Origin of the sequence: Myroides odoratus (genome assembly GCF_001549985.1) — a bacterium.
Classification (GTDB): domain Bacteria; phylum Bacteroidota; class Bacteroidia; order Flavobacteriales; family Flavobacteriaceae; genus Flavobacterium; species Flavobacterium odoratum_A.
In genome coordinates, this window is the sequence record NZ_LROZ01000001.1 from 161,842 (window position 1) to 183,391 (window position 21,550).

General features: G+C 34.7%; 22 protein-coding genes. 4 read left to right on the forward strand and 18 right to left on the reverse strand.

The window, feature by feature from the left end; genetic code table 11:
• Nucleotides 1-97: 97 nt before the first annotated feature.
• The 5 genes from AWV75_RS00790 to AWV75_RS00810 form a co-directional block, all read right to left on the reverse strand.
• Nucleotides 98-1,330, reverse strand: coding sequence for a 3-phosphoshikimate 1-carboxyvinyltransferase (locus AWV75_RS00790; RefSeq protein WP_060872577.1), 1,233 nt, complete (start codon nt 1,328-1,330; stop codon nt 98-100).
• Nucleotides 1,331-1,337: 7 nt separating this feature from the next.
• Nucleotides 1,338-1,664 carry a nucleotide pyrophosphohydrolase gene (locus AWV75_RS00795; protein WP_002990089.1) on the reverse strand — a complete coding sequence of 109 codons (327 nt, stop codon included), beginning with the start codon at nt 1,662-1,664 and terminating at the stop codon, nt 1,338-1,340.
• Between the two features lie 176 nt (nt 1,665-1,840).
• Entirely contained in the window at nt 1,841-2,047 is a 207-nt protein-coding gene (locus AWV75_RS00800) for a hypothetical protein (RefSeq protein WP_060872578.1), read from the reverse strand.
• A complete protein-coding gene (gene dtd / locus AWV75_RS00805; RefSeq protein WP_060872579.1) occupies nt 2,047-2,499 on the reverse strand; it encodes a D-aminoacyl-tRNA deacylase in 453 nt (150 codons plus the stop codon). Before dtd ends, AWV75_RS00800 begins: the two co-directional genes overlap by 1 nt.
• Nucleotides 2,500-2,503: 4 nt before the next feature.
• Nucleotides 2,504-4,489, reverse strand: a complete 1,986-nt coding sequence (locus AWV75_RS00810) for a DUF3857 domain-containing protein (RefSeq protein ID WP_060872580.1) — start codon at nt 4,487-4,489, stop codon at nt 2,504-2,506.
• Nucleotides 4,490-5,071: 582 nt separating this feature from the next.
• Between AWV75_RS00810 and AWV75_RS00815 the strand changes: the two genes are divergently transcribed.
• Nucleotides 5,072-5,956, forward strand: coding sequence for a hypothetical protein (locus tag AWV75_RS00815; RefSeq protein WP_060872581.1), 885 nt, complete (start codon nt 5,072-5,074; stop codon nt 5,954-5,956).
• Nucleotides 5,957-6,050: 94 nt separating this feature from the next.
• Here AWV75_RS00815 and AWV75_RS00820 read toward each other — a convergent pair whose 3' ends face one another.
• The 4 genes from AWV75_RS00820 to AWV75_RS00835 all read right to left on the reverse strand — a co-directional run bounded on the left by AWV75_RS00820 (nt 6,051) and on the right by AWV75_RS00835 (nt 12,231).
• The gene (locus AWV75_RS00820) at nt 6,051-8,027 is read right to left on the reverse strand and encodes a DUF3857 domain-containing protein (RefSeq protein WP_060872582.1); all 1,977 of its coding nucleotides are present in this window, start codon (nt 8,025-8,027) and stop codon (nt 6,051-6,053) included.
• Between the two features lie 3 nt (nt 8,028-8,030).
• On the reverse strand, nt 8,031-9,923 hold the full coding sequence (locus AWV75_RS00825) for a DUF3857 domain-containing protein (RefSeq protein WP_060872583.1): 1,893 nt from the start codon (nt 9,921-9,923) through the stop codon (nt 8,031-8,033).
• A gap of 178 nt (nt 9,924-10,101) precedes the next feature.
• Nucleotides 10,102-11,067, reverse strand: a complete 966-nt coding sequence (rsgA, locus tag AWV75_RS00830) for a ribosome small subunit-dependent GTPase A (RefSeq protein WP_002990073.1) — start codon at nt 11,065-11,067, stop codon at nt 10,102-10,104.
• Between the two features lie 90 nt (nt 11,068-11,157).
• Nucleotides 11,158-12,231 carry a chorismate mutase gene (locus AWV75_RS00835; protein ID WP_060872584.1) on the reverse strand — a complete coding sequence of 358 codons (1,074 nt, stop codon included), beginning with the start codon at nt 12,229-12,231 and terminating at the stop codon, nt 11,158-11,160.
• A gap of 156 nt (nt 12,232-12,387) precedes the next feature.
• On the opposite strand from AWV75_RS00835, the gene AWV75_RS00840 reads away from it, so the two are divergent.
• Genes AWV75_RS00840 through gldA form a run of 3 tightly spaced genes read left to right on the forward strand, consistent with a single transcriptional unit; the run spans nt 12,388 to nt 14,570 of the window.
• On the forward strand, nt 12,388-13,230 hold the full coding sequence (locus tag AWV75_RS00840; RefSeq protein ID WP_060872585.1) for a sulfite exporter TauE/SafE family protein: 843 nt from the start codon (nt 12,388-12,390) through the stop codon (nt 13,228-13,230).
• Nucleotides 13,231-13,240: 10 nt separating this feature from the next.
• Nucleotides 13,241-13,630 (forward strand): DUF1634 domain-containing protein, encoded by a 390-nt coding sequence (locus AWV75_RS00845; protein ID WP_060872586.1) that lies wholly within the window; start codon nt 13,241-13,243, stop codon nt 13,628-13,630.
• A 37-nt stretch (nt 13,631-13,667) separates the two neighbouring features.
• Nucleotides 13,668-14,570, forward strand: coding sequence for a gliding motility-associated ABC transporter ATP-binding subunit GldA (gldA, locus tag AWV75_RS00850; protein ID WP_060872587.1), 903 nt, complete (start codon nt 13,668-13,670; stop codon nt 14,568-14,570).
• Between the two features lie 44 nt (nt 14,571-14,614).
• Here gldA and AWV75_RS00855 read toward each other — a convergent pair whose 3' ends face one another.
• The 9 genes from AWV75_RS00855 to AWV75_RS00895 form a co-directional block, all read right to left on the reverse strand.
• Entirely contained in the window at nt 14,615-15,229 is a 615-nt protein-coding gene (locus tag AWV75_RS00855) for a deoxynucleoside kinase (protein WP_002990065.1), read from the reverse strand.
• Nucleotides 15,229-16,023, reverse strand: a complete 795-nt coding sequence (locus AWV75_RS00860) for a hypothetical protein (protein WP_060872588.1) — start codon at nt 16,021-16,023, stop codon at nt 15,229-15,231. Before AWV75_RS00860 ends, AWV75_RS00855 begins: the two co-directional genes overlap by 1 nt.
• Before the next feature lie 2 nt (nt 16,024-16,025).
• On the reverse strand, nt 16,026-16,511 hold the full coding sequence (locus AWV75_RS00865) for a dihydrofolate reductase (RefSeq protein ID WP_060872589.1): 486 nt from the start codon (nt 16,509-16,511) through the stop codon (nt 16,026-16,028).
• Nucleotides 16,512-16,514: 3 nt separating this feature from the next.
• The gene (locus AWV75_RS00870; RefSeq protein ID WP_060872590.1) at nt 16,515-16,895 is read right to left on the reverse strand and encodes a 2TM domain-containing protein; all 381 of its coding nucleotides are present in this window, start codon (nt 16,893-16,895) and stop codon (nt 16,515-16,517) included.
• An 18-nt stretch (nt 16,896-16,913) separates the two neighbouring features.
• Nucleotides 16,914-17,738, reverse strand: coding sequence for a thymidylate synthase (locus AWV75_RS00875; protein ID WP_060872591.1), 825 nt, complete (start codon nt 17,736-17,738; stop codon nt 16,914-16,916).
• Between the two features lie 19 nt (nt 17,739-17,757).
• Nucleotides 17,758-18,372, reverse strand: a complete 615-nt coding sequence (locus AWV75_RS00880) for a bifunctional nuclease family protein (RefSeq protein ID WP_060872592.1) — start codon at nt 18,370-18,372, stop codon at nt 17,758-17,760.
• Nucleotides 18,373-18,474: 102 nt separating this feature from the next.
• The gene (locus tag AWV75_RS00885) at nt 18,475-19,443 is read right to left on the reverse strand and encodes an electron transfer flavoprotein subunit alpha/FixB family protein (RefSeq protein ID WP_060872593.1); all 969 of its coding nucleotides are present in this window, start codon (nt 19,441-19,443) and stop codon (nt 18,475-18,477) included.
• A 32-nt stretch (nt 19,444-19,475) separates the two neighbouring features.
• On the reverse strand, nt 19,476-20,222 hold the full coding sequence (locus AWV75_RS00890; RefSeq protein WP_002990051.1) for an electron transfer flavoprotein subunit beta/FixA family protein: 747 nt from the start codon (nt 20,220-20,222) through the stop codon (nt 19,476-19,478).
• A 266-nt stretch (nt 20,223-20,488) separates the two neighbouring features.
• Nucleotides 20,489-21,547 (reverse strand): D-alanine--D-alanine ligase family protein, encoded by a 1,059-nt coding sequence (locus AWV75_RS00895; protein ID WP_060872594.1) that lies wholly within the window; start codon nt 21,545-21,547, stop codon nt 20,489-20,491.
• Between the last annotated feature and the right edge of the window lie 3 nt (nt 21,548-21,550).

A 21,550-nucleotide genomic window follows, 5' to 3' on the forward strand; every position in this document is an offset into this window, starting at 1 on the left:
ATTAGTTCAATAAAAAGAAGTCAGTTCTTTTTAAGTTTTACAAATATACGACCTTGAGATAGGGGTTGTCAAGTTTTTAGCACTATTTTTTTCTATCTTACTTAGATTCAATAGCCTGGATACCAATTTTTCTCAAGTCATTCCAAAAGGTAGGATAAGACTTACTTACGACTTCTGCTTCATTAATAAGAAGATCCATTTGTATCACAAGTGGCGCAAAGGCCATAGCCATACGATGATCTTGATAGGTATGTATAGCGGGTAATGTCGTTATTGTACTTCGGTGCTCTGTCAACGTCAAGCTATCAGCTGTGACAATCAAATGTCCTCCTAATTTAGCTAATTCGTTTTGCAAAGCCACCAAACGATCGGTTTCTTTGATTTTCAATGTATGTAAACCTTGTATATGACAAGCGATTCCCAAACCAAAACAACTCACAACGACTGTCTGAGCTAAATCAGGTGTATCATTAAAATCAGCTTCAAAAGAACTTTGAGCTTCCGCTATTTTCGTTAATCGAATATAATCCTCATTTTCAAAAATGGTTTCCACCCCCAATTTAGCATATATCTCAGGCAGGATTGAATCTCCTTGTAAGCTAATCTTTTTGTATTTCCCCAAACGCAAGGTTGTTCCTAAAGGAGACAACGCAAGGAGGGAATAATAATACGAAGCGGAAGACCAATCTGCTTCTACAGTGAAATGAGTTTGTTGAATTTGATGCAGAGGAGCAACAACAATAGTTTGCCCTTCAAAAGAAGTTTTAACTCCCAACTCTTGGAGTATCTTCAAAGTCATCTCAATATAAGGTCTTGAAGTTATCTCTCCCAATAGCTGTAGGGTAATTCCTTTTTTTAACCGCGTTCCAACAAGTAATAAGGCAGAAATATATTGACTACTAATGGTGGCGGGTATCTCAACAGTTCCACCTTCTGCTTGTATCCCATCAATACGCAATGGCGGAAATCCTTCTTTGGCGGTATAGGTTATTTGAGCACCTAATGCACCTAATGCATCAACCAAAGGAGCGATAGGGCGATTGTGCATGCGCTCACTTCCTTCTAAAACCACCGTTTGATTTTGACATAAAGCAAAATAAGCGGTTAAAAAGCGCATGGCGGTTCCCGCATGGTGAACGTGAACCACATCCGTTTTAGTAGATAACCCTTCTTGCATAGCCACCACATCATCTGAATCAGCGATATTCTCAACAACCAATTGAGGAAATAATTTTTGCAACAGCAACAAGCGATTGCTTTCCGATTTACTTCCTGAAAGAACTATGGTTTGCCCCGATACTACGGATGATTTTTGTAGGTGAACCTGCATGATCGTACTATTTTAATTTTTCGTTGTTGTGATGGCGATCATGGTCTCTCTTTGTTTTAAGATCCATCTTCTTATCAAACGCTTCTTGCAAATTAACGCCTGTCTGATTCGCTAAACACATCACTACAAAAATCACATCGGCTAATTCTTCCCCTAGATCTTTATTTTTATCACTTTCTTTTTCAGATTGTTCGCCATAACGACGAGCAATAATTCGGGCTACTTCCCCTACTTCTTCGGTCAATTGAGCCATATTGGTCAATTCATTAAAATAGCGAACTCCGTGTTCTTTGATCCACGTATCAACAGCTAATTGTGCGTCTTGTATATTCATTTTTTTTGTTTTTTGTGAGGTTTGTTTTTTTGTGAGGGTATTACGATTTTTCTATGACTCATAGCCCTATACTTAATACCCCTTAACCTATTTTTTGTTTTTTTATAAGGGTTGTTTTTTGTGAGGGTAGTACGATTTTTCTATGACTCATAACCCTATATCCAATAACTCTTACCCTATGTATTCTTCTTTTTAAACAATTTATTTTTCACCCATTTTTCATATACAACCATAAGAATGATGAAAATTACATAGCGAATCGCTACATTCTGCAGGCATAAGGGGTCACCCTTTAACGCACAAACAAAATCAGTGGCAATAAACCACGAAAATAAAATATAAATAACCGTAAATAGGCTAAATTTAATCAGTGTTGTTTTCATTATTCTTTATTTTGAGAATCGATACAAATAGTTACAGGTCCATCGTTGAGCAAAGCTACTTTCATATCTGCACCAAATCTACCCGTTTGAACTTTTTTATTTAAATCTCGAGATACTTGAGCTACAAAATCTTCATACATGGGAATGGCAAAATCTGGTTTTGCTGCTTTAATATAAGAAGGTCGATTTCCTTTTTTTGTCGAAGCATGTAAGGTAAACTGGCTTACTATAAGCACCTCTCCCCCTACATCAAGAACAGATTTATTCATCACCCCTTGTTCATCTTCAAAAATGCGCAAGTTCACCAATTTGCCCGAAAGCCATTCAATATCTTGTTTTGTATCTACCTCTTCTATTCCTACTAACACCAGTAAACCCGTGCCAATACTACCAATGATTGTTCCTTCTACCGTAACAGAAGCTTCTGTTACTCGTTGTATTACTATTCTCAATGTATTATTTTTTTACTCCTTCGTTTATTTTTTCCAACACAATCAATTGATTCATTTTACTATTCATTTCTAAATAGAAGGTGCACAATTCATTGTAATATTCTTTTGGCACAACTGTATTTGTCACACGTAAAGTATAGGCAATTTGCAATTGATTCGCCCCCAGTTCCTTTACTTCATACGTCATGTTCATGCCTAATGTTTTATTTGTCAATATGCCACTGCTTGCTAGCTGTTTCACTTGATATCCTGCAGGAAGTTGAATCGTAACTTTATACATGTCCATAAAAGGATACATCAAGTAAACATCCGATTGCCTGGTTTCGCTAACAAATGGATTTTCCTTATCTCGATACAAGATTAAAGGATTAAACTTCATCGTTTTCCCATCTTCCTCAAGCGTTGCAAAGTTAAACTTTCGCACTTGAAATGCTAGGTTAACCTCTCCTTGTTTTGGGGTTATTTCTCCATTACTTAAGAACAGCTGCGGACTACGAGCCTCAATATCACCACGACTTCTATTGAGAGGGCTCTCACCATATCTCGTTTGAAAAGCCAAAGCCTCATAACGCGTTAAGGTACTATTCAACTGCCCAGACACATGGCCTGATTCATCCAATTGCAAGGAGAATTCTTCTTGCTTGAATGAAAGTTGTTTCGGTGTTAGCTCTATTTTAGTCACTGCAAATTCATCAGTAATCATCCACCCACTTCCATTTAAATCTTCAAATGGTAGCACGTTCAATTCAGCATTTGGCATTACTCCATCTACCACATACAATTGATTCTCTAGTTTAAATCCTACAATAACATGGTTTATAAAACGAGAAAATAACAAGGGAGCCTTGCCATTTGATTGTGTACTTAAAACAATCGGTTCTGCATAAATACCCACGGCACGTAAAGCGCCAATTAACGCCAAATTAATATCTGCTCCATTGCCCACCCCTTGCTTTATGGCTTTCTTTACTCCTTTTTCTGCCCAATACCCATACTGTTGATTCCACTTGATTTTACTTTGAACAAATGCAATCATTTGCGCTGCTTTTTCTTGTTCACTTCCTTCTACAACAGGAAAATCTTTTAGCAATTTCGTCCAATACGAATCCAAACGCAGCTCACTGCCAAAATTTCTTCCTTTGTAAATCTCTTTAGCAACAGCAGCGGGTTCATGAGGAATTACGACTGAGGAACTCATGGGATATTGAAATTGAATCAAATCAAAGCGAATACTACTGATCTTATTTTGGCTACTTTCCATGAAAGGTTCATATTCAAAAGCAGGAATATTCACTGCACTGTATTGCAGAATCGCTTCTTTGAATCGATAGGAAGTTCCCCACTTTGATGAAGATAAATTACGCGCATCTTGGGTAACCTCTTTTTTTTCATTTAGAGATAAATCCCCTGTAGTTGTAATAAGATATGTCAAGTTATCCGGAATCTTAACGGTATAACTACTCTTTAGTTTGGGAATATCTTCTTGAAAATACCACACGGGTATAGTGTCAATATTATCGATTACTTTGGTATAGGTATATTCAATACGATCACCTACTTGAATATCATTTACTTTAATTTCCTTAAGGTAGAAATCTTCTTCAACCTTTGTATTTTTTGCCTTGTCAATAACTACTACTTCTTCTTTACCATTGACGGTGCGATAAATTTTATAGGACTCAATAACGACTTCTTCTTTCGCAAATCGACCAAAATAAAAAGGGATTTGTAAACTAGCGTGGCTGATTCCATCTTTTGTTTGGATTAAAACACTGCGTTTTACCGTCTGTTTAAGTTTGAAGCCACTTTCTTCGTGAAATTCATACTCTACTACGCCTTCTTCATTCAATACAACAGCATCAGCCTGAGTTTTAAATATAGCATCAGGTGATTGTATGATATTGATTTCGCTCAACAATTGATTCGAGGTTTGTTGTGCCAACACAGTACAACTTAAAATTCCAAAGGCAAATAGTACAACCTTATTCATCTCTTATACCACTTTTATATTATCTATGTTCAAAAATACAAAACTCCTGCTGTTTCTGTTGTGATTTTGGGGAGGATTTATCATACAAGTCAAAATCTCATCTACTTCTTTCCAATTTTCATTTCTTATGTCATGAGATGGGCACTTTATTCTCCAATTATACTCAAAAAACAAGTTCATCCTATTTCATATAGTATTCCAATACTACTACTTTTTTTAACTGTTCATTAACTTATTTCAGTTCGATTTTACTCTAGTTTTACCTCATCACCTGAATAAAAAAGGGCGTTCTTTTACGCCACTACAATAAAAGAAAGTAGCCTCTCTTGTTCAGCTACTCTATTTCATTGAAATGTGTATATAGGTACTATTCAGGTGTATTTTTTAGATTAATCGGCCGACTTTAATCAACTGATCCAGTAAATAAAGATAGTACAACTATTTCCTTATTTTCTTCCGCAATGCATACCTCAATAAATTGACACTATAGAGTGATTTTTTATTGTTTGTGCATTTCGATTTACCATGCCGCGTATTAACTCGCTCAATTAAAAATGAATTGACTCAACAAAACAGACAAACATGAAACAGTTATATTTAATCGTCTTGGGTGTAGTCGCTTTATGCACCGCTTGCCACTCAGATCAAGCAACTACAGACAGCGCCAATCCAGCGCAAACCAAGCCTACTATTTATGAGCACATCAGTGCTACCTATGAAAAAAAACAACAAGAACTCCCAAATAAAACAACTGCTGGTTTTTGGGGTTGGCTAAAAAAAGTAGCTTCCGCTGATGCAAAAGCTGCTGCTGCTTATGCCGTTAAAAAAGGAATGAAAAGCGATTGGAAAGAAGCCCTGCTTATTAGTGCAGCAGCTTCTGTAGGAGAAGCGATTACAGTGAAAAAATCCATCCAAAGCGCCCAAAACACCACGGAAGCAGAGCCTTATCACACCTTAGTTTTATCCAATATTCAACAAATTAAAACAGCTGAATTTAGCTCCAATACCATGGATGATGCAGGTTATTATCATTATGTATTAGTTAATGAAGTACTCAAAGATTCCATGCTTTCAACAATCCCTCCCAATGAGTTATTCGCTATGTTATATGATAAAATTTACCAGCAAGCTGAGCAATTAGGATTACAAGCACCTTATGAAAAAGAAGAAGCTGTTGCCTTATTAGAAAAAATAAACCAAGTAGCCGACAACGAAAGTGATGCGTATTATGCTACCCTTTATCCATTTGAAAATAAAGAAGACTTTGCGCATTTTAAACCAATTGCTAAAATCTATACCACTACATTTTACCGACTCAATAATACCGCTCTTTTTACCGCTTATTCTAAAGAAATGGAGGCTGCTGTACTCGCAGATGCAACCTTATCTCAACAGGTAAAAGACGTTTTATTGCTAGAAATGGCCACCTATCGCTTCGGTAATACCTACTATTTTTCTAAATTCTAAATATTTTTTTTGTTATTAACAAGAAGGAGCCGCCTCATGATTTTGAGGCGACTCCTTTATTTTTTTTATTTTTAATTTGATGAGTAACTATTCCTTATATCTTTTTAAAAATAATTTGATCTTCAAGTTTATTCACCAACTTCTCATAAAAATTCTTGACTTTTGTATAGTTAGAAGGCTCTATTGTTAAAAGTGACCTAGAAAACTCTAAACTACAATGCAGCGTATTTTCTTCTCTTTCTATTTTATAAACTGCTTTTAACCCTACAGTAGCGTCTAATAATTCCAACATCTTAGGTAAATACTCTACTTCATACCCCACAGGAATCTTTACTGTCATTTTGTATAAATCAATTTTTGGAAATGTAAATGATATAGGCATTGTACGCACCTCAGATTTAAAAGGATTTGATTTTAAATCATAAAACTGCATTGGATTCAAATACAACTCATTACCTATTTTGGAAGCTAACTTTGGTTTTTCAAATGAAAAACGAAGATTTAAATCTTTACTTACATCTTCTCTATTATATACCTTGATATTTTTAATATTCATATTTTCATAGGACTTCTCAAGTTCATTTATGATTTGTTCGTCACTCTGATCTTGAAAATTAATTCTCCCTAAATACGCCATATAATCTTTATACGAAAAAAGTGCTTGCCCTAATCCTAACTCAACATCATCATTATTCCAATTTACCACAAAGTTTTCTGAAGAAATAGAATAAAAATTAGGTTTCATATCCACTTTACCATACCCTCCATTTCTATTAATAACAATCCCAAACCAATTTAAATTTCGAATTGGTATAATATTAGTACTCGTATATTTACTAGTACCGTCTAGTAAAAAAACAACTTTGTCTAATTCAACACTACTCACTACACTATTAAATGAGGTTTTTTGAAGAGATAAATCTATTCCATTGTTTATTGTACTGACCAAAACTGGATTAGCTGTTAAACCAACATAGCGTAACATACTAGTTAGCATGAGGTTAATTTCCGCAACATTCCCCGTTCTGTTTTCAAATGCTTTCTTTACTCCATCATTTGTGTAATATCCTTGTTTTTCATTCCATGAAATGTTCTCCTTAACAAAAGTCAACACTTTATTTAATTTCTCTTCCTCTGTCAATTCTTTATAACTAGCTAAGTCAATCGCCTTTTCAAAATATTTGGTTTGTTCCAATTGATTCTTAAAATTTCCATTCTCATAGATACTTTTGATTAAATCATCTTCACTTAAAGAGATAACTTTAGGATTTGAATTTGGATAATGAATCATACTTAAATCAAACTGAATGCTCCCTCGATAATTTTCCATATTATCGATATAAGGTTCACTTTTTATAGGCGCAACATTTGTAACGGTATAGTTTTGTATTGTTTCTTGTAAACTAACCTCTTTGAAAGGATGTGTATTGGTTACACGAATCTTTTTAGTTTCCGTTTTATTACTTCTCACTATATTAACATCTCCCTTTAATCTATTGGTATATACCAAATATTCTGGTATTCTTACTTCATAACTTGATTTTCGAATCGGAATATTTCTTTGAAAATACCAAGCCGGAATTATATTAAAATAATCACTTGTAATGGTGTATTTATACTCCACAATACTACCTTCTTTAACATCAGGAATAATGACTTGCTTTTTCTTCCAATTTTCATTCGTCTTATCGTCGAAAACCGCATTTGATTTCAATTTACTTTTTTCAATTTTTCCATCTTTCTCATTATAAGTAAATACTTGATCTATTTTCACTTGTTCAATCACTCCTTTTCCGACATAATAAGGTACACTTAAATCAACATAAGATATTCCTTCTTTTGTATATACTTTTATTTTTCGACTTACCACTTGATTCATTTTAAACCCAACATTAGGGATATAATCAAAATAAACTTTTCCCTCCTCATATAAAACAGAAGCATCTGCTTCTGGGCTGACTAAATCTTTTTCTTCTCTAAGTTCTTCTAACGTTACTTTTCCTAAAAAATCTTGCCCTAATACAACAATAGGACTTCCTAAAACCAGTAACAATAAAATTATTTTTCTCATCTTTTATTTCTGTTGTTTCAACACTATTTTAAGTTGATCTGCTTGATTCACTTTTTCTCTAAATTCTTTATACGCTCCATATTCTTCCTTGGTGTACATGCCTCCAATACTATGTAAGCTTCTTTGGTATTTTAATTGGTTGTTTTCATAGTTAAATTGTACAACATAATCTCCAAATTTGCTTTTAATTTTAATATCTTCAGGGACAACCTCTAACATATACCCCTCTGGAATTATTATTTCAACTTCATCCAAATCTTGCCAATCTGTTTTCAAATAAAACGGAGTCACTCTATTTCTTGCATTGGTCAACGTTGATGAAACTGTATTCCAATTTCCTAGAGCTAGCACTAGTCGATTTCCTAATTTTTGAGCATATTTATCTGTTTTAAACGTAAAAAACTCTTCATATATCGTATTTTCATTATCTAACACTACATCCAATGTAGAGAATTGAATGTTTTTAAAATCTGAAAACAAACGTTTATACAGTTTTTCCTTATCTTTTGAATCTAAAGAATACGTAAAGAATCGATTGTCAAATTGTACCCCAGATGATTTAATTTTAATATTTACCTCGGCATTGCCTTCTTGGTCTAATGTCAATACAGTATTACTCTTTTGAAGACTCTCTGTATAGCTATATTTCTTAGTTTGTACTAACTCACTTCCTTTTTCTTTGACAACTAATACAGTTCGATTATCTGTAAATCCTCCAATAAAACCAAAAGGAGCTTTTTGACTCGTACATTCAATCCATTGATACCCATTTTCTATAGGCAAAGCCAAAATCATATGATTGCCTTGTAAACAAACAGACTCACTTTCTATATCTATAGGGGTAGAAGATCCATAAAGAAGAACAGGATACGCTTCTACTCCGACCTCTTTTAACATTGCTCGTAGATAATTCGTTAAGCCTTTGCAATCACCATATCCTAAAACATCCACATCTTTCGCATTCATGGGTTGCCAGCCTCCAAGCCCTAACTGAATACTAATATATCGAGTTTTACTTTGCATGTATTCATATAAAATCTTAGCTTTTTCAATTGGATCATTGACCTCTTTGACTAACTCATGGACTTTTGCTTTTGTCGCTGGGGATAAAATTTCTGTTCCTTTAACTAAATTTACATAGTACCAATTTCCCAATTCTTCCCAATTTGAGAATGAGCCCGCCACTTGTTCAAGATTAACCTTGTCCAAAGAAAAAATGCCTTTTGGAATAAATCGTTGGAAATTAGGGGATAAACTTTCATCCAATAAAGCAGGGAAATTTTGTAAAGTATACTCCACAACAGTAGCTTCCTTCTTTTCTTCTATGGGATGGAAACTTTGATTATATATTTTTGAATTGAGCTTTAGTGTGGCAGGTATTTCAATCGAAAACTTAGAAACTAAGATGGATTGTCCATAGGTTTGAATTGGATACCACTTAGGGAGAAATGCAGTATTTTTAGATTCGACTTCACTTTCAAACACAAATATAACGGGATATTTTGAAGGTTTAAAGTCAAAGCTTAACAAGCGACTATCTGAGATACTCATCCCTTGATTAAGCGAATAATCTTTAAAATCACTTTTTTTAAATGTACGTTGAAGATTTCCGCGATCATCATACATTAACACTCGGATATTTTTAATTTTTCTACTTTTACTGGTATAGTATTCTTCAAAATTAAGATCATTCAATCCTCGTTCATTCAGAACTGTAATTGTTTTTTTTGTGTTCACAGTAAACCGATCATAAGACAACACTTTCACTTCCACCAATTCTTCATTAACAACGGAGAAAGCATGTTGTTTATATTTTTCTGCTATTTCATTTACTAGAATATTCTTTTGTGCAAATACACAAGACGGCAATAATAAAAGCCAAAAAAAAAGACGCATAATAACATTCACATTTAAGGCGCAAATATAAGTGTTAATTTTTACTTTTTATTAACCAAAACTATCTAAAAAAAGCCAAAAACAAAGATAGATTTATTCTAAAATACTACATATACCTTTTACTTCTACTCTTTTTTATACTGTATCGATTAAAAATGAAACAAAAAAAAAACCAAGATTATTCTTCTTGGTTTCTTCCATCTTTATAAATATCTGTACGATAATGTTCTTCTTCTCCATCTAAAATTTGGATGTAGGTTTTGTAACGCGACCAAGCCAGTTCATCTCGATCTAAAGCGTCTTTTACTGCACAATGCGGTTCTTCTCGATGCAAACAGTTATTGAATTTACACTGATCTTTTAAGGCAAAAAATTCAGGGAAATAATCACCTACTTCCTGAGGCGCCATATCAACAACTCCAAATCCACGAATTCCAGGAGTATCTATAATCGCTGCATCAAACGTTAAGTCAAACATCTCAGCAAACGTAGTGGTATGTTGCCCTTGTTGATGTTGCTCTGAGATTTGTGCTGTTTTTAGATTTAATCCAGGTTCAATTGCATTAATCAAGGTAGATTTCCCAACACCTGAATGCCCAGAGAACATGGATACTTTGCCAATCATACGTTCTTTAATTGCATCTATCCCTTTTGATTCTAAGGCAGATACACGCAAACACTCATACCCAATTTGAGAATAAATGTATTGCAAATACAATTGTTCATCTAATGCATCTTCCGAATAGGTATCAATCTTATTGAAGACTAACACCGTTTTAATTCCGTAAGCTTCAGCAGTAACTAAAAAACGGTCAATAAAACTCGTTGTTGTCACTGGATTATCAATCGTAACAATCAAGAACATCGTATCGATATTCGAAGCAATAATATGTACTTGTTTGGATAAGTTTACTGATTTACGCACAATATAATTCATACGAGGCGCAATCTCGTGAATCACTCCAGTAGTTGCATCATTGGTTGTTTCTAACTCGAAAATAACATGATCACCTACTGCAAGGGGATTCGTACTTTTAATTCCCTTAATACGAAACTTTCCCTTGATGCGGCAATTGTAAAATTGCCCATCTTCACCTTTTACCAGATACCAGCTTCCTGTTGATTTATAAACTGTTCCTTTCATAGGGCAAATATATTTTAAAATCCAGCTAAAAAAAAGAGACTAGGTAGAAAAATACCTAGTCTGATTCTGCTGTATTATTCACTTTATTTTTTACTCTTCTTTTCTATTAATCACCTGATCCTGACGGTAAATACTCTCCTGGTGAATGGCATTGTAAATGGTGCGAATAAACTCATCCGTAAATCCGAGGTGTTCTCCTTCTTTCATCATTTTTTCCACAATACTATTCCATCTTTCTTGTTGAAAAACAGCGACATTTCGATCGCGTTTCAGCGAACCAATCGCATCAGAAATCATCATTCTCTTTTTCAATAAATCTAATATTTTACTATCCATATCGTCAATTTGAATGCGATAGGTTTGTAATTTTTGTAGGTATTCCTCCGTATCATCCGTGATATTGCGCAGTTTAAGTGCTTGAACAATCGTTTTTAACTGTTCAGGTGTCACCTGTTGAGCTGCATCACTCCAGGCTTTATCGGGATTACAATGCGTTTCAATCATCAATCCGTCAAAATTCAAATCCAACGCCAACTGAGAAACCGCTAAAATGCGATCACGTCGTCCTGTAATATGAGAAGGATCACAGAAAATAGGAATATGAGGCAATTCTGATTTAATATCTAAAGGAATCTGCCATTCTGGTATATTTCTATATTTTGTTTTTTCATAGGTACTGAATCCACGGTGAATCAAACCTAGTTTATTGATATTTGCTTTCTCCAATCGTTCTAATCCCCCCATCCATAACGACAAATCGGGATTAATCGGATTCTTAAGCATAACGATTTTGTCCGTTCCTCTTAAGGCATCTGCTATTTCTTGTACAGAAAAAGGATTCACAGCGGTACGAGCACCAATCCACAAGATGTCGATATCGTTTTGCAAACACAAATCGACATGTTCTGCTGTTGCTACTTCTGTTGCTAACAACAATCCTGTTTCTTCTTTTACTTGTCGCATCCAGTCTAAACCAATTGCTCCCACTCCTTCAAATCCACCTGGTTTCGTTCTTGGTTTCCAAATTCCCGCACGAAATACTTTAACCTCTTGAGGCAAAGAGTGAGCGATTTGCAACAATTGTTCCGGTGTTTCAGCACTACAGGGACCTGCTATAATTGCAGGGGCTTGACCTTGAAAAGCAGTTAACCAATCTTTACTCATTTCTTACAATTTCATTTGATGCAAATTTACGAGTTATATTCTATATAATGAGATTTAATCCAAAATGATAAAAAGTAAAAAACAGATAAAGCTCTTTTTGTTCTTTGTTTTTTATAATAATTAATACATTTACTTTTCATCAAAAATTCAACCTTAATGTCATTATTAACTTTTATCTTAATTATGTTTCTAGGCGCCTTTGCAGCTGGTTTTATCGGCTCATTATCAGGACTTGGAGGCGGTATTATTATAATTCCTTTACTTTCTGTTTTCCTTGGTGTTGACATGCATTATGCCATTGGAACAGCGTTAGTAGCTGTAATCGCAACCTCATCAGGTTCTGCATCAGCCTATGTACGAGAAGGGATTACCAACATGCGATTGGGGATGTTCCTCGAAATTGCCACAACCATTGGTGCTGTAGTAGGTGCACTTATCTCAACCAACGCCCCTACTTCGTTACTCGCTATTATTTTTGGAGCCACCTTAATTTTTTCCTCCCTTAATTCGATTCGCAAAAAAGAAGACCACCTTATTCTACCAGAACAAGGCAGTACTTTGGCGAAGAAACTTAAACTAGCAGGCAATTATCCTACAGCTAGTGGCGAGAAAGTACACTATAGTATGACTAATATCCTAGGTGGATTTAGCATGATGGGTGTTGCAGGTATGATGTCGGGTTTATTAGGTATTGGGTCTGGTGCTTTTAAAGTAATTGCCATGGATACCATAATGAAGGTTCCCTTTAAAGTGTCTACAACAACGAGTAATTTCATGATGGGAGTTACGGCCATTGCAAGTTCGGTTATCTACATTCAAAAGGGCTATATTGAACCGTCCATCTGTATGCCAGTAATTATAGGAGTATTAATTGGTTCTATGGTGGGTGCGAAAGTTCTTATGAAAGCCAACACCAAAAAACTTAAATTGTTCTTTGCGGTACTTATTTTCATCATTGCCTTGAACATGATTTACAACGGAATTACAGGAAAAATTTAAAGCCAACACTATGAGTACAACTAAATTTACAGATAATCAATTGCAAAGTATCATCGGAAATGTGTTGCGTTATGGCGTATTAAGTGCTTTAACCGTAACACTTTTGGGTGGAATTATCCTCTTAGCAAAAGATTCCCAACAGATGGTTTCTTTCTCTACGTTTGTTGAAAAAGATCAAAATCTATTTGTTGTTTTTAAAACAATCCTCCAAGGTATCAAGGATTGGAATGGAGAGTCAATTATTTTCTTGGGCATTTTACTTCTATTTTTAACACCCGCTTTGCGTTTACTCTTATCGCTCTTTTCTTTTATTCTTGAAAAAGACGCGATGTATGTTGTGATTACCTTAATCGTAATTGCGGTTATCATTCTTAGCGTGTCCTTCGGATTTTCTCATTAATTTACCTACATTTGTTTTTACTAACCTTCCAGTATATATGTCTATTAAAGTAGAAAACATTAGTAAATATTACGGCGAGCAACAAGCGTTAAGCGCCATTAGTTTCACGGTGCCTAAAGGGCAAATTGTGGGTTTCTTGGGTCCAAATGGAGCGGGAAAATCAACGCTGATGAAAATACTAACTACCTTTATTCACAGTGACGAAGGAGTTGCTTATGTCAACGAGTTTAACGTAGCAACACAAGCCAAAAAAGTACAACAATCGATTGGTTATTTACCGGAGCATAATCCATTGTATTTGGATATGTATGTCCGAGAGTATTTACAATTTAATGCCTCGATTTACAAAACAAAAAAAGAACGCATTGAAGAAGTAATTACCTTAACAGGATTAACCCCTGAGGCACATAAAAAAATTGGACAACTGTCTAAAGGGTATCGTCAGCGTGTAGGAATTGCCACAGCTTTACTACACGATCCTGAAGTATTGATCTTAGATGAGCCAACCACAGGGCTTGACCCCAATCAATTGGTCGAAATTAGAGAATTAATCAAGACGGTAGGAAAAGATAAAACGGTTTTTCTTTCTACGCATATTATGCAAGAAGTAGAAGCAATATGCGAACGCGTTATTATTATCAAGAAGGGGCATATTGTTGCAGATCAATTCTTACACGAATTATTAGACAACCAAAATGAACAAATTATTGCTGTAGAGTTTGACTTTAAGATCGAAATTGAATTCGTTAATCGAATTCCACATCTCATCCAAGCCAATCATGTACACGATACACAATGGGAACTTGTTTTTCCAACAGATCAGGACTACCGTGCTACGGTGTATGATTTTGCGCAACAACAAGGGTTAAAAACGCTTTCCTTACAACCAAAGAACAAGAATTTAGAAAAACTTTTTCACGAATTTACAACGACCGAATAATAGAAATAAAAAAAAGAGCCTCGGGCTCTTTTTTTGTCTTTTATCTAAAATAATCCATTGATTTCTGCATTGATTTTATCGATAATTAATCCTAAATCTTCAGGCTTATCTACAAAATCCATGTGATCTACATCAATGACTAATAATTTTCCTTTGTCATATCCTTTGATCCAGTTTTCATAGCGATCATTCAATCCACTTAAATACTCAATAGAAATTGAATTTTCATACTCTCTTCCTCTTTTGTGAATCTGTCCGACTAAATTAGGCACCGTACTTCTCAAGTAAATTAATAAATCTGGTGCAGCTACTAAGTCTTGCATCAGGTCAAAAAGAGTAGCGTAGTTTTTAAAGTCTCGATTAGACATCAAGCCCATAGCATGCAAGTTCGGCGCGAAAATATGAGCATCCTCATATATCGTTCGATCTTGAATAATTGTTTTTCCACTTTGTCTAATTTGAAGTACTTGGCGAAAACGACTATTCAAGAAATAGACTTGTAAATTAAATGACCATCGATCCATTTGATGGTAGAAGTCATCTAAATATGGATTGTCAACCACATCTTCATAATGTGCTTCCCATCCATAATGTTTGGCTAATAAATCTGTTAGTGTTGTTTTTCCCGCTCCAATATTTCCAGCAATCGCTATATGCATTACGGTAATTTTATTTGATAATTATTTATTTTTTGCTCGGTAAAAATACTCAATTTTTGAGTGTTATAAAAGAAGCCTAAAATGCTTTTTACATCAACTGCAATTTCCCAAATCTTATTCTTCTCCATATCAACATAGTACAGCTTATTTAGATGCGAATAAAATACTTGTTTATTATTTACAATTTGAATGTGTTCATAATCTGTAGGCAATGTATAGTCTAATACTTCATTACCATAGATATCTATCCCTTTAATATGATTAGTAGAAGTAATACGATACAAATAATTCAGGGTAGACTGATAGGTCTTGATTTGCTCCTCTTTAATTGTATAAATATTGCGTACTTCAAGTGTACTTAAATTATAACGCAACACACTTTGATTGGCTTGATTTACAATCCATAAATTCTTCTGTGTACTTGTACCTATATAAGCAGGATCCATAGCTGAGAAACGCCCTGTCAGATCAATGGTGTTTAATAGCGCTAATTCCTTACTCAATAAAACGATGGAATTAAAATCACTATAAAACAGAACAGGAAACTGAGCATTGGTTAAGTCTACCATTTTCAGTGTACCTAGCTTAGGTAAGCTAAAATGCTCTGAGCTGTATTTACTTCGTTTGCGCAATATGTTTTCTTCTTGTGTAAAGGTATTGTCAAAAATATCTTTACTGAGGAACACTTCTTTTTCCTTCAGTGTTTCACTATTTAAATACTGTGCTTGCACGGATTCTTGAGCCGTTGCAACAAAACTACCGCAAAGCATAAACAAAGCGAATAACTTTTTCATATCTACTTTCGAGTATACGTTTGAAAAGTAAAAGCGTAGGCGTGTCGTTCATCTTGTGGATGATAACTCTCCTTTACCAATTGCCAATCGGAAGTTGAGAATTCAGGAAAAAACGCATCTCCATCAAAAGAAGCGTGAATTTGAGTTAGTTCTAATTTATCCGCGTAATCCAGAGCTTGGTGATAAATTTCACCTCCACCAATTACAAATACTTCTTTTTCGTTTTGGGTCAGCGTGAGGGCTTCCTTCAAACTATGTACCACTATGCAATGTTCTGGAACAACGTAATCTTGTTGTCTCGTAATAATCACATGAGTACGATTAGGTAAAGGTTTAGGGAAAGATTCAAACGTCTTACGTCCCATAATAATATAATGATGGGAAGTTAATGCTTTGAAGTGTTTAAAATCATCCGGTAAATGCCAAATGATTGCATTGTCTTTTCCTAATACTTTATTCTCTGCAATTGCTGCTATTAACGTGATCATTATTTACTGTTTTGAATCGTCGTGATTTAAATCGCGTTTTACATCCACTAAAGGAAAATCTTTTTCCACTTTAGCGCGTAATTGTCTAATTTTTTCTTGTTGGATAGCGATTAATCGTTCAATTTCTCGCTCTTGCCAAGCAGGCCCCATAAAGCGATTAATGACCAATACATTAATCACGTGAAACAAGAGTAACAAGGCCCATGCTCCTACAGCATATGTCCACCATACGCCTACAACTTGCGGATCCTTCACCCACATATTGATTCCGTATAGTACGATAGACCCCAAAAGAAAAACAACAAAGTGAAACAACAACATCTTGCGCTGTTTGATTCGATTCTTTGCGTATTCGTACTGTTTAATTGCTTCCGTTTTTTCCATAGCATTTTTGGATTAGAATTATACAGATACTTTACCTTTTATCGCAGGATGAGACACATAATCTTCTAGTGTAAAATCCTCGTAAGTAAAGCTAAAAATATCTTTTACAGCTGGATTAATTTTCATTTTTGGCAACGCATAAGGGGTTCTACTGAGCTGCAAGTTTACTTGTTCAATGTGGTTGTTGTAAATGTGAACATCTCCAAACGTATGAACAAAATCACCCACTTCTAAATCGCAAACTTGAGCAACCATCATCGTCAATAAGGCATATGAAGCAATATTAAATGGCACCCCTAAGAAAACATCCGCACTGCGTTGATACAGCTGACAAGACAATTTTCCTTCTGCTACATAAAATTGAAAGAAGGAATGACACGGAGGTAAGGCCGCTTTATTATTAGCTACATTTTCTGCAAAAGAAACACCAGTATCAGGCAATACGCTTGGGTTCCATGCCGAAACCATGATGCGTCTACTATCTGGATTGTTCTTTAAGGTATCGATTACTTCTTTGATTTGATCAATCCCCTCTCCGTTCCAATTGCGCCATTGATATCCGTATACAGGTCCCAAATCTCCATTTTCATCTGCCCATTCATCCCAAATACGAACCCCGTTTTCTTTTAGATAAGCGATATTTGTTTCTCCTTTTAAAAACCATAAAAGCTCGTGGATAATGGATTTTAAATGTACTTTTTTAGTTGTTACCAAAGGAAATCCTTCTGCTAGATCAAAACGCATTTGATGACCAAAGATACTCTTGGTTCCCGTTCCGGTACGATCTCCTTTTTGTACACCTTTATCTAAAACTTCTTGTACTAAATTTAAATATTGTTTCATTCTTTCCCTCCTTAATTAACTATGATCGCTTACTAATTTCGTCTCTTATTCTCGCTGCTGTTTCGTAATCTTCATTACCAATAGCTTCATTTAATAATCGCTGTAAATCTTGTAATCCAAATTTACTGTAGCCCTTTCCTTCAATATCTAATTCTAGAAATTGTTCCACTTGACTTGCGATATCGTCATCTGCAGGATCTTCTTCTTCTACTTCTGGATTTCCACTTAAAATAATTCCTGCTTTATTCATGATATCAGGATAGGTATAAATGGGAGCAAAAAAGCGAATTGCTAACGCAATTGCATCGGATGTACGAGCGTCCATCACTTCTTCAGTTCCATTTTTTTCCCAAACTAAACTCGAAAAGAACACGCCATCCACTAATTTGTGAACGATGACATGTTTGAGTTGAATATCAAATGTATCGGCAAAACTTTTAAATAAATCGTGGGTTAAAGGTCTTGGAGGTCTAATTTCTTCTTCAATAGCAATGGCAATCGCCTGTGCCTCAAAAGCTCCAATAACAATAGGTAATTTTCGATCCCCGTGCTCTTCATCTAAGATAAGGGCATAGGCACCATTTTGAGAATGGCTATATGAAATTCCTTTAACTGTCAGCTTAATCAAACTCATAATTTTCTTTATAAAAACAAAAAACAGTAACTAAATCAAAGATAAACAATCTTTAGATTTTAGTTACTGTCTAAGTCAATTATCTAAATCAAAAAATGCTGATTACGCGTTTTTCGCTTTGAATTCTTTTAATTTCTCTACTAATTGAGGTAATACTTGGAAAGCATCTCCTACGATTCCGTAGTCTGCAACTTTAAAGAAAGGAGCTTCTGGATCTGTGTTGATGACTACTTTCACTTTTGATGAGTTCACCCCAGCAATATGTTGAATTGCTCCAGAGATACCTACAGCGATATAAAGGTTAGCTGCTACTGGTTTTCCAGTTTGTCCTACGTGCTCTTCGTGTGATCTCCATCCCACATCCGATACAGGTTTAGAACAAGCTAATGCAGCTCCTAATACCTCTGCTAAATCTTCTAACATTCCCCAGTTTTCTGGTCCTTTCATTCCACGTCCACCTGATACTACGATATCAGCATCAGCGATGGTTACTTTTCCAGATACTTTCTCTACTCCTTCTACTTTTAAGCTGAAGTCAGCATCATTTAAACTTGGAGCAAAATCTTCTGCAGCCGCAGCACCAGAAGTTTCAACCAATCCAAATGAATTTTTCCCTAAAGCGATTACTTTTACATCTGAACTAATTTCAGTAAAGTTAAAGGCTTTGTTTGAGAATCCTGTTCTTTTTACTACAAATGGAGCAGTACTTTCAGGTAAAGCAATTACGTTAGATGCAAAACCTGCATTTAATCCAATTGCAACTGCTGGAGCAGCGTATAAACTGTCTGTTGAAGAAGATAAAACAACTAATTTAGCTCCTTCTTTTTGAGCCGCTTGTTTAATTACATCGGCATATGCTTTTGCGTTGAATGTATTTAATTTATCACTAGATACTTTTAATACTTTATCAACCCCGTATTTCCCTAATTCGCTAACATCAGCAGCATTAACTGTTACAGCAGTAACCGTTGTTCCCATTGATTCTGCTACTTTCTTCGCATAAGAAGCTAATTCTAATGCTACTTTTTTAAATTTTCCTTCTGCTGATTCAGCATATATTAAAACTGACATACTTTTTCTTTTTAAGGTTAAAAACTACTAGATTAGATCACTTTTGCTTCGTTGTGCAACAAATTGATTAACTCATCTAAGTTATCTGGAGCAATCATTTTACAAGCTGATTTTGCAGCTGGTTTTTCGAATTTCACTGCTTTAGTAGCGGCATCTGCTCCTACAGGCTCAAGCACAGTTAAAGCTTTTGTTCTAGCAGCCATAATTCCACGCATATTTGGAATACGTAGATCTTTCTCATCTACTAACCCTTTTTGCCCTCCAATAACCATTGGTAATTTTCCTGATATTGTTTCTTTACCTCCATCAATTTGACGAATTGCTTTTACCGCTGTTCCATCAACATCCATACCTTCACATGAATTGATGAAGTCATATCCTAAGATAGCAGCTAACATTCCAGGAACCATTCCACCATTATAGTCTAATGATTCTTTTCCAGCCAATACTAAATCATATCCTCCGTTTTTCACTACTTCAGCTAATTGTTTTGCAACAAATAAACCATCTGTAGGTACAGCATTTACACGGATTGCTTCATCAGCACCAATAGCTAATGCTTTTCTCAATGTAGGTTCTGTGTCAGCTCCTCCAACATTAACTACAGTAACTGTAGCTCCTTGTTTTTCTTTAAACCAAATGGCACGTGTTAATGCATACTCATCGTTAGCATTGATCACAAATTGTACCCCATTTGTATCAAATTCAGCATCACCATTCGTGAAATTGATTTTTGATGTAGTATCAGGCACGTGGCTGATGCAAACTAATATCTTCATTATTATTATAGTTTTTTGTTTTACAATATTACTTGTGAACGAAAATAAGAATTTATTTCGAACTTTTTACTATGCAAGCATACTAATTTAGTTTGAATTAACCAAATAAAATTTACTAAATCGCATAATAAGTCACAATCTTTTCCATGATTTTGTTCATCAAATAGTCATTCTTTGAAACAAAAGACAAAAAATTAAAAAGTTTGTAATTTAATTGAAACTAGATAAAAGTAAGACACATCATCTAAACATGAATAAAAATTAAACTATCTTTTTTTTTCTAACGCTAACCTTATTAATTCTGAAAGCAAATCAGATACTGATAAACCAGAATATTCAAAGAGTTTAGGATACATGCTATAAGGCGTAAACCCTGGTAGTGTATTAATCTCATTAACAACAAAATCTCCATCTGCTTTTAAAAAAAAATCAATGCGAGCAAAACCCTCACAACAAACAACTTGATAAGCTTTTAGAGCACACAATCTAATTTTCTCAGAAATTTCAACAAGAACATCAGCAGGAATTTTCATTGTAGCCTTAGATGTATTACAGTATTTTACATCGTAAGAGTAAAAATCTGTACTTGTAACTATTTCACCAAGAGAAGAAGAAATAGGTTTCTCGTTTCCTAAAATACTACATTCTATTTCTTTTCCTTCAATTGCCTCCTCAATCAAAATCTTAGTATCGAATCGAAAAGCGAGATCTAATGCTACTGTAAAATCTCTACTATTATAAACTTTAGATACTCCAAAAGAAGATCCACCATTACAAGGTTTCACAAAAAAGGGACTACCAAGTTCCTTTACAATTTGATTAAAGGTTATTATTTCTTTATTTACTTGATATAAAGTGATAAACCGAGTAATAGGAATCCCATTATCTTTTAAAATGCGTTTCGTTATTTCTTTATCCATACAAATTGAAGATCCCAAAACACTAGAACCTACGCAAGAAATACCGAGAAATCTAAAAAAACCTTGTAAAGTTCCATCTTCACCAAAACCACCATGTATAATAGGAAAAACAACAGTAAAAATAGCTAATACTTCGTGAGTTTGGCTATCGACAATTAATCCATTCCCCTGATCCTCTTGTATATGTACTTTTCGTGCCTGACTAAAGTAGTCATCTACTGTCAAATCTACCTGTTCTTTTGCATAATCGCAATTATAATACCATTGTCCTTTTTTATTATTTCCCAAAAGAAGAACTTCAAATTGAAATTTATTAATTGCATTATAAATAGTAGTAGCCGAGATTAAGGACACTTCATATTCTGGAGATCTACCTCCAAATACTATAGCAACTTTTTGTTTCATCTT

Excerpts from the sequence above, each read along its gene's own strand:
- AWV75_RS00845 (WP_060872586.1), top strand. The coding sequence starts at position 13,241 with ATGAGTACAACTAAATTTACAGATAATCAATTGCAAAGTATCATCGGA.
- AWV75_RS00885 (WP_060872593.1), bottom strand. The coding sequence starts at position 19,443 with ATGTCAGTTTTAATATATGCTGAATCAGCAGAAGGAAAATTTAAAAAA.
- AWV75_RS00795 (WP_002990089.1), bottom strand. The coding sequence starts at position 1,664 with ATGAATATACAAGACGCACAATTAGCTGTTGATACGTGGATCAAAGAA.
- AWV75_RS00790 (WP_060872577.1), bottom strand. The coding sequence starts at position 1,330 with ATGCAGGTTCACCTACAAAAATCATCCGTAGTATCGGGGCAAACCATA.
- AWV75_RS00855 (WP_002990065.1), bottom strand. The coding sequence starts at position 15,229 with ATGCATATAGCGATTGCTGGAAATATTGGAGCGGGAAAAACAACACTA.
- AWV75_RS00860 (WP_060872588.1), bottom strand. The coding sequence starts at position 16,023 with ATGAAAAAGTTATTCGCTTTGTTTATGCTTTGCGGTAGTTTTGTTGCA.
- AWV75_RS00815 (WP_060872581.1), top strand. The coding sequence starts at position 5,072 with ATGAAACAGTTATATTTAATCGTCTTGGGTGTAGTCGCTTTATGCACC.
- AWV75_RS00875 (WP_060872591.1), bottom strand. The coding sequence starts at position 17,738 with ATGAAACAATATTTAAATTTAGTACAAGAAGTTTTAGATAAAGGTGTA.
- gldA (WP_060872587.1), top strand. The coding sequence starts at position 13,668 with ATGTCTATTAAAGTAGAAAACATTAGTAAATATTACGGCGAGCAACAA.
- AWV75_RS00820 (WP_060872582.1), bottom strand. The coding sequence starts at position 8,027 with ATGAGAAAAATAATTTTATTGTTACTGGTTTTAGGAAGTCCTATTGTT.
- AWV75_RS00890 (WP_002990051.1), bottom strand. The coding sequence starts at position 20,222 with ATGAAGATATTAGTTTGCATCAGCCACGTGCCTGATACTACATCAAAA.
- AWV75_RS00865 (WP_060872589.1), bottom strand. The coding sequence starts at position 16,511 with ATGATCACGTTAATAGCAGCAATTGCAGAGAATAAAGTATTAGGAAAA.
- AWV75_RS00880 (WP_060872592.1), bottom strand. The coding sequence starts at position 18,372 with ATGAGTTTGATTAAGCTGACAGTTAAAGGAATTTCATATAGCCATTCT.
- AWV75_RS00870 (WP_060872590.1), bottom strand. The coding sequence starts at position 16,895 with ATGGAAAAAACGGAAGCAATTAAACAGTACGAATACGCAAAGAATCGA.
- AWV75_RS00835 (WP_060872584.1), bottom strand. The coding sequence starts at position 12,231 with ATGAGTAAAGATTGGTTAACTGCTTTTCAAGGTCAAGCCCCTGCAATT.
- AWV75_RS00800 (WP_060872578.1), bottom strand. The coding sequence starts at position 2,047 with ATGAAAACAACACTGATTAAATTTAGCCTATTTACGGTTATTTATATT.
- rsgA (WP_002990073.1), bottom strand. The coding sequence starts at position 11,067 with ATGAAAGGAACAGTTTATAAATCAACAGGAAGCTGGTATCTGGTAAAA.
- AWV75_RS00825 (WP_060872583.1), bottom strand. The coding sequence starts at position 9,923 with ATGCGTCTTTTTTTTTGGCTTTTATTATTGCCGTCTTGTGTATTTGCA.
- AWV75_RS00840 (WP_060872585.1), top strand. The coding sequence starts at position 12,388 with ATGTCATTATTAACTTTTATCTTAATTATGTTTCTAGGCGCCTTTGCA.
- AWV75_RS00810 (WP_060872580.1), bottom strand. The coding sequence starts at position 4,489 with ATGAATAAGGTTGTACTATTTGCCTTTGGAATTTTAAGTTGTACTGTG.
- AWV75_RS00895 (WP_060872594.1), bottom strand. The coding sequence starts at position 21,547 with ATGAAACAAAAAGTTGCTATAGTATTTGGAGGTAGATCTCCAGAATAT.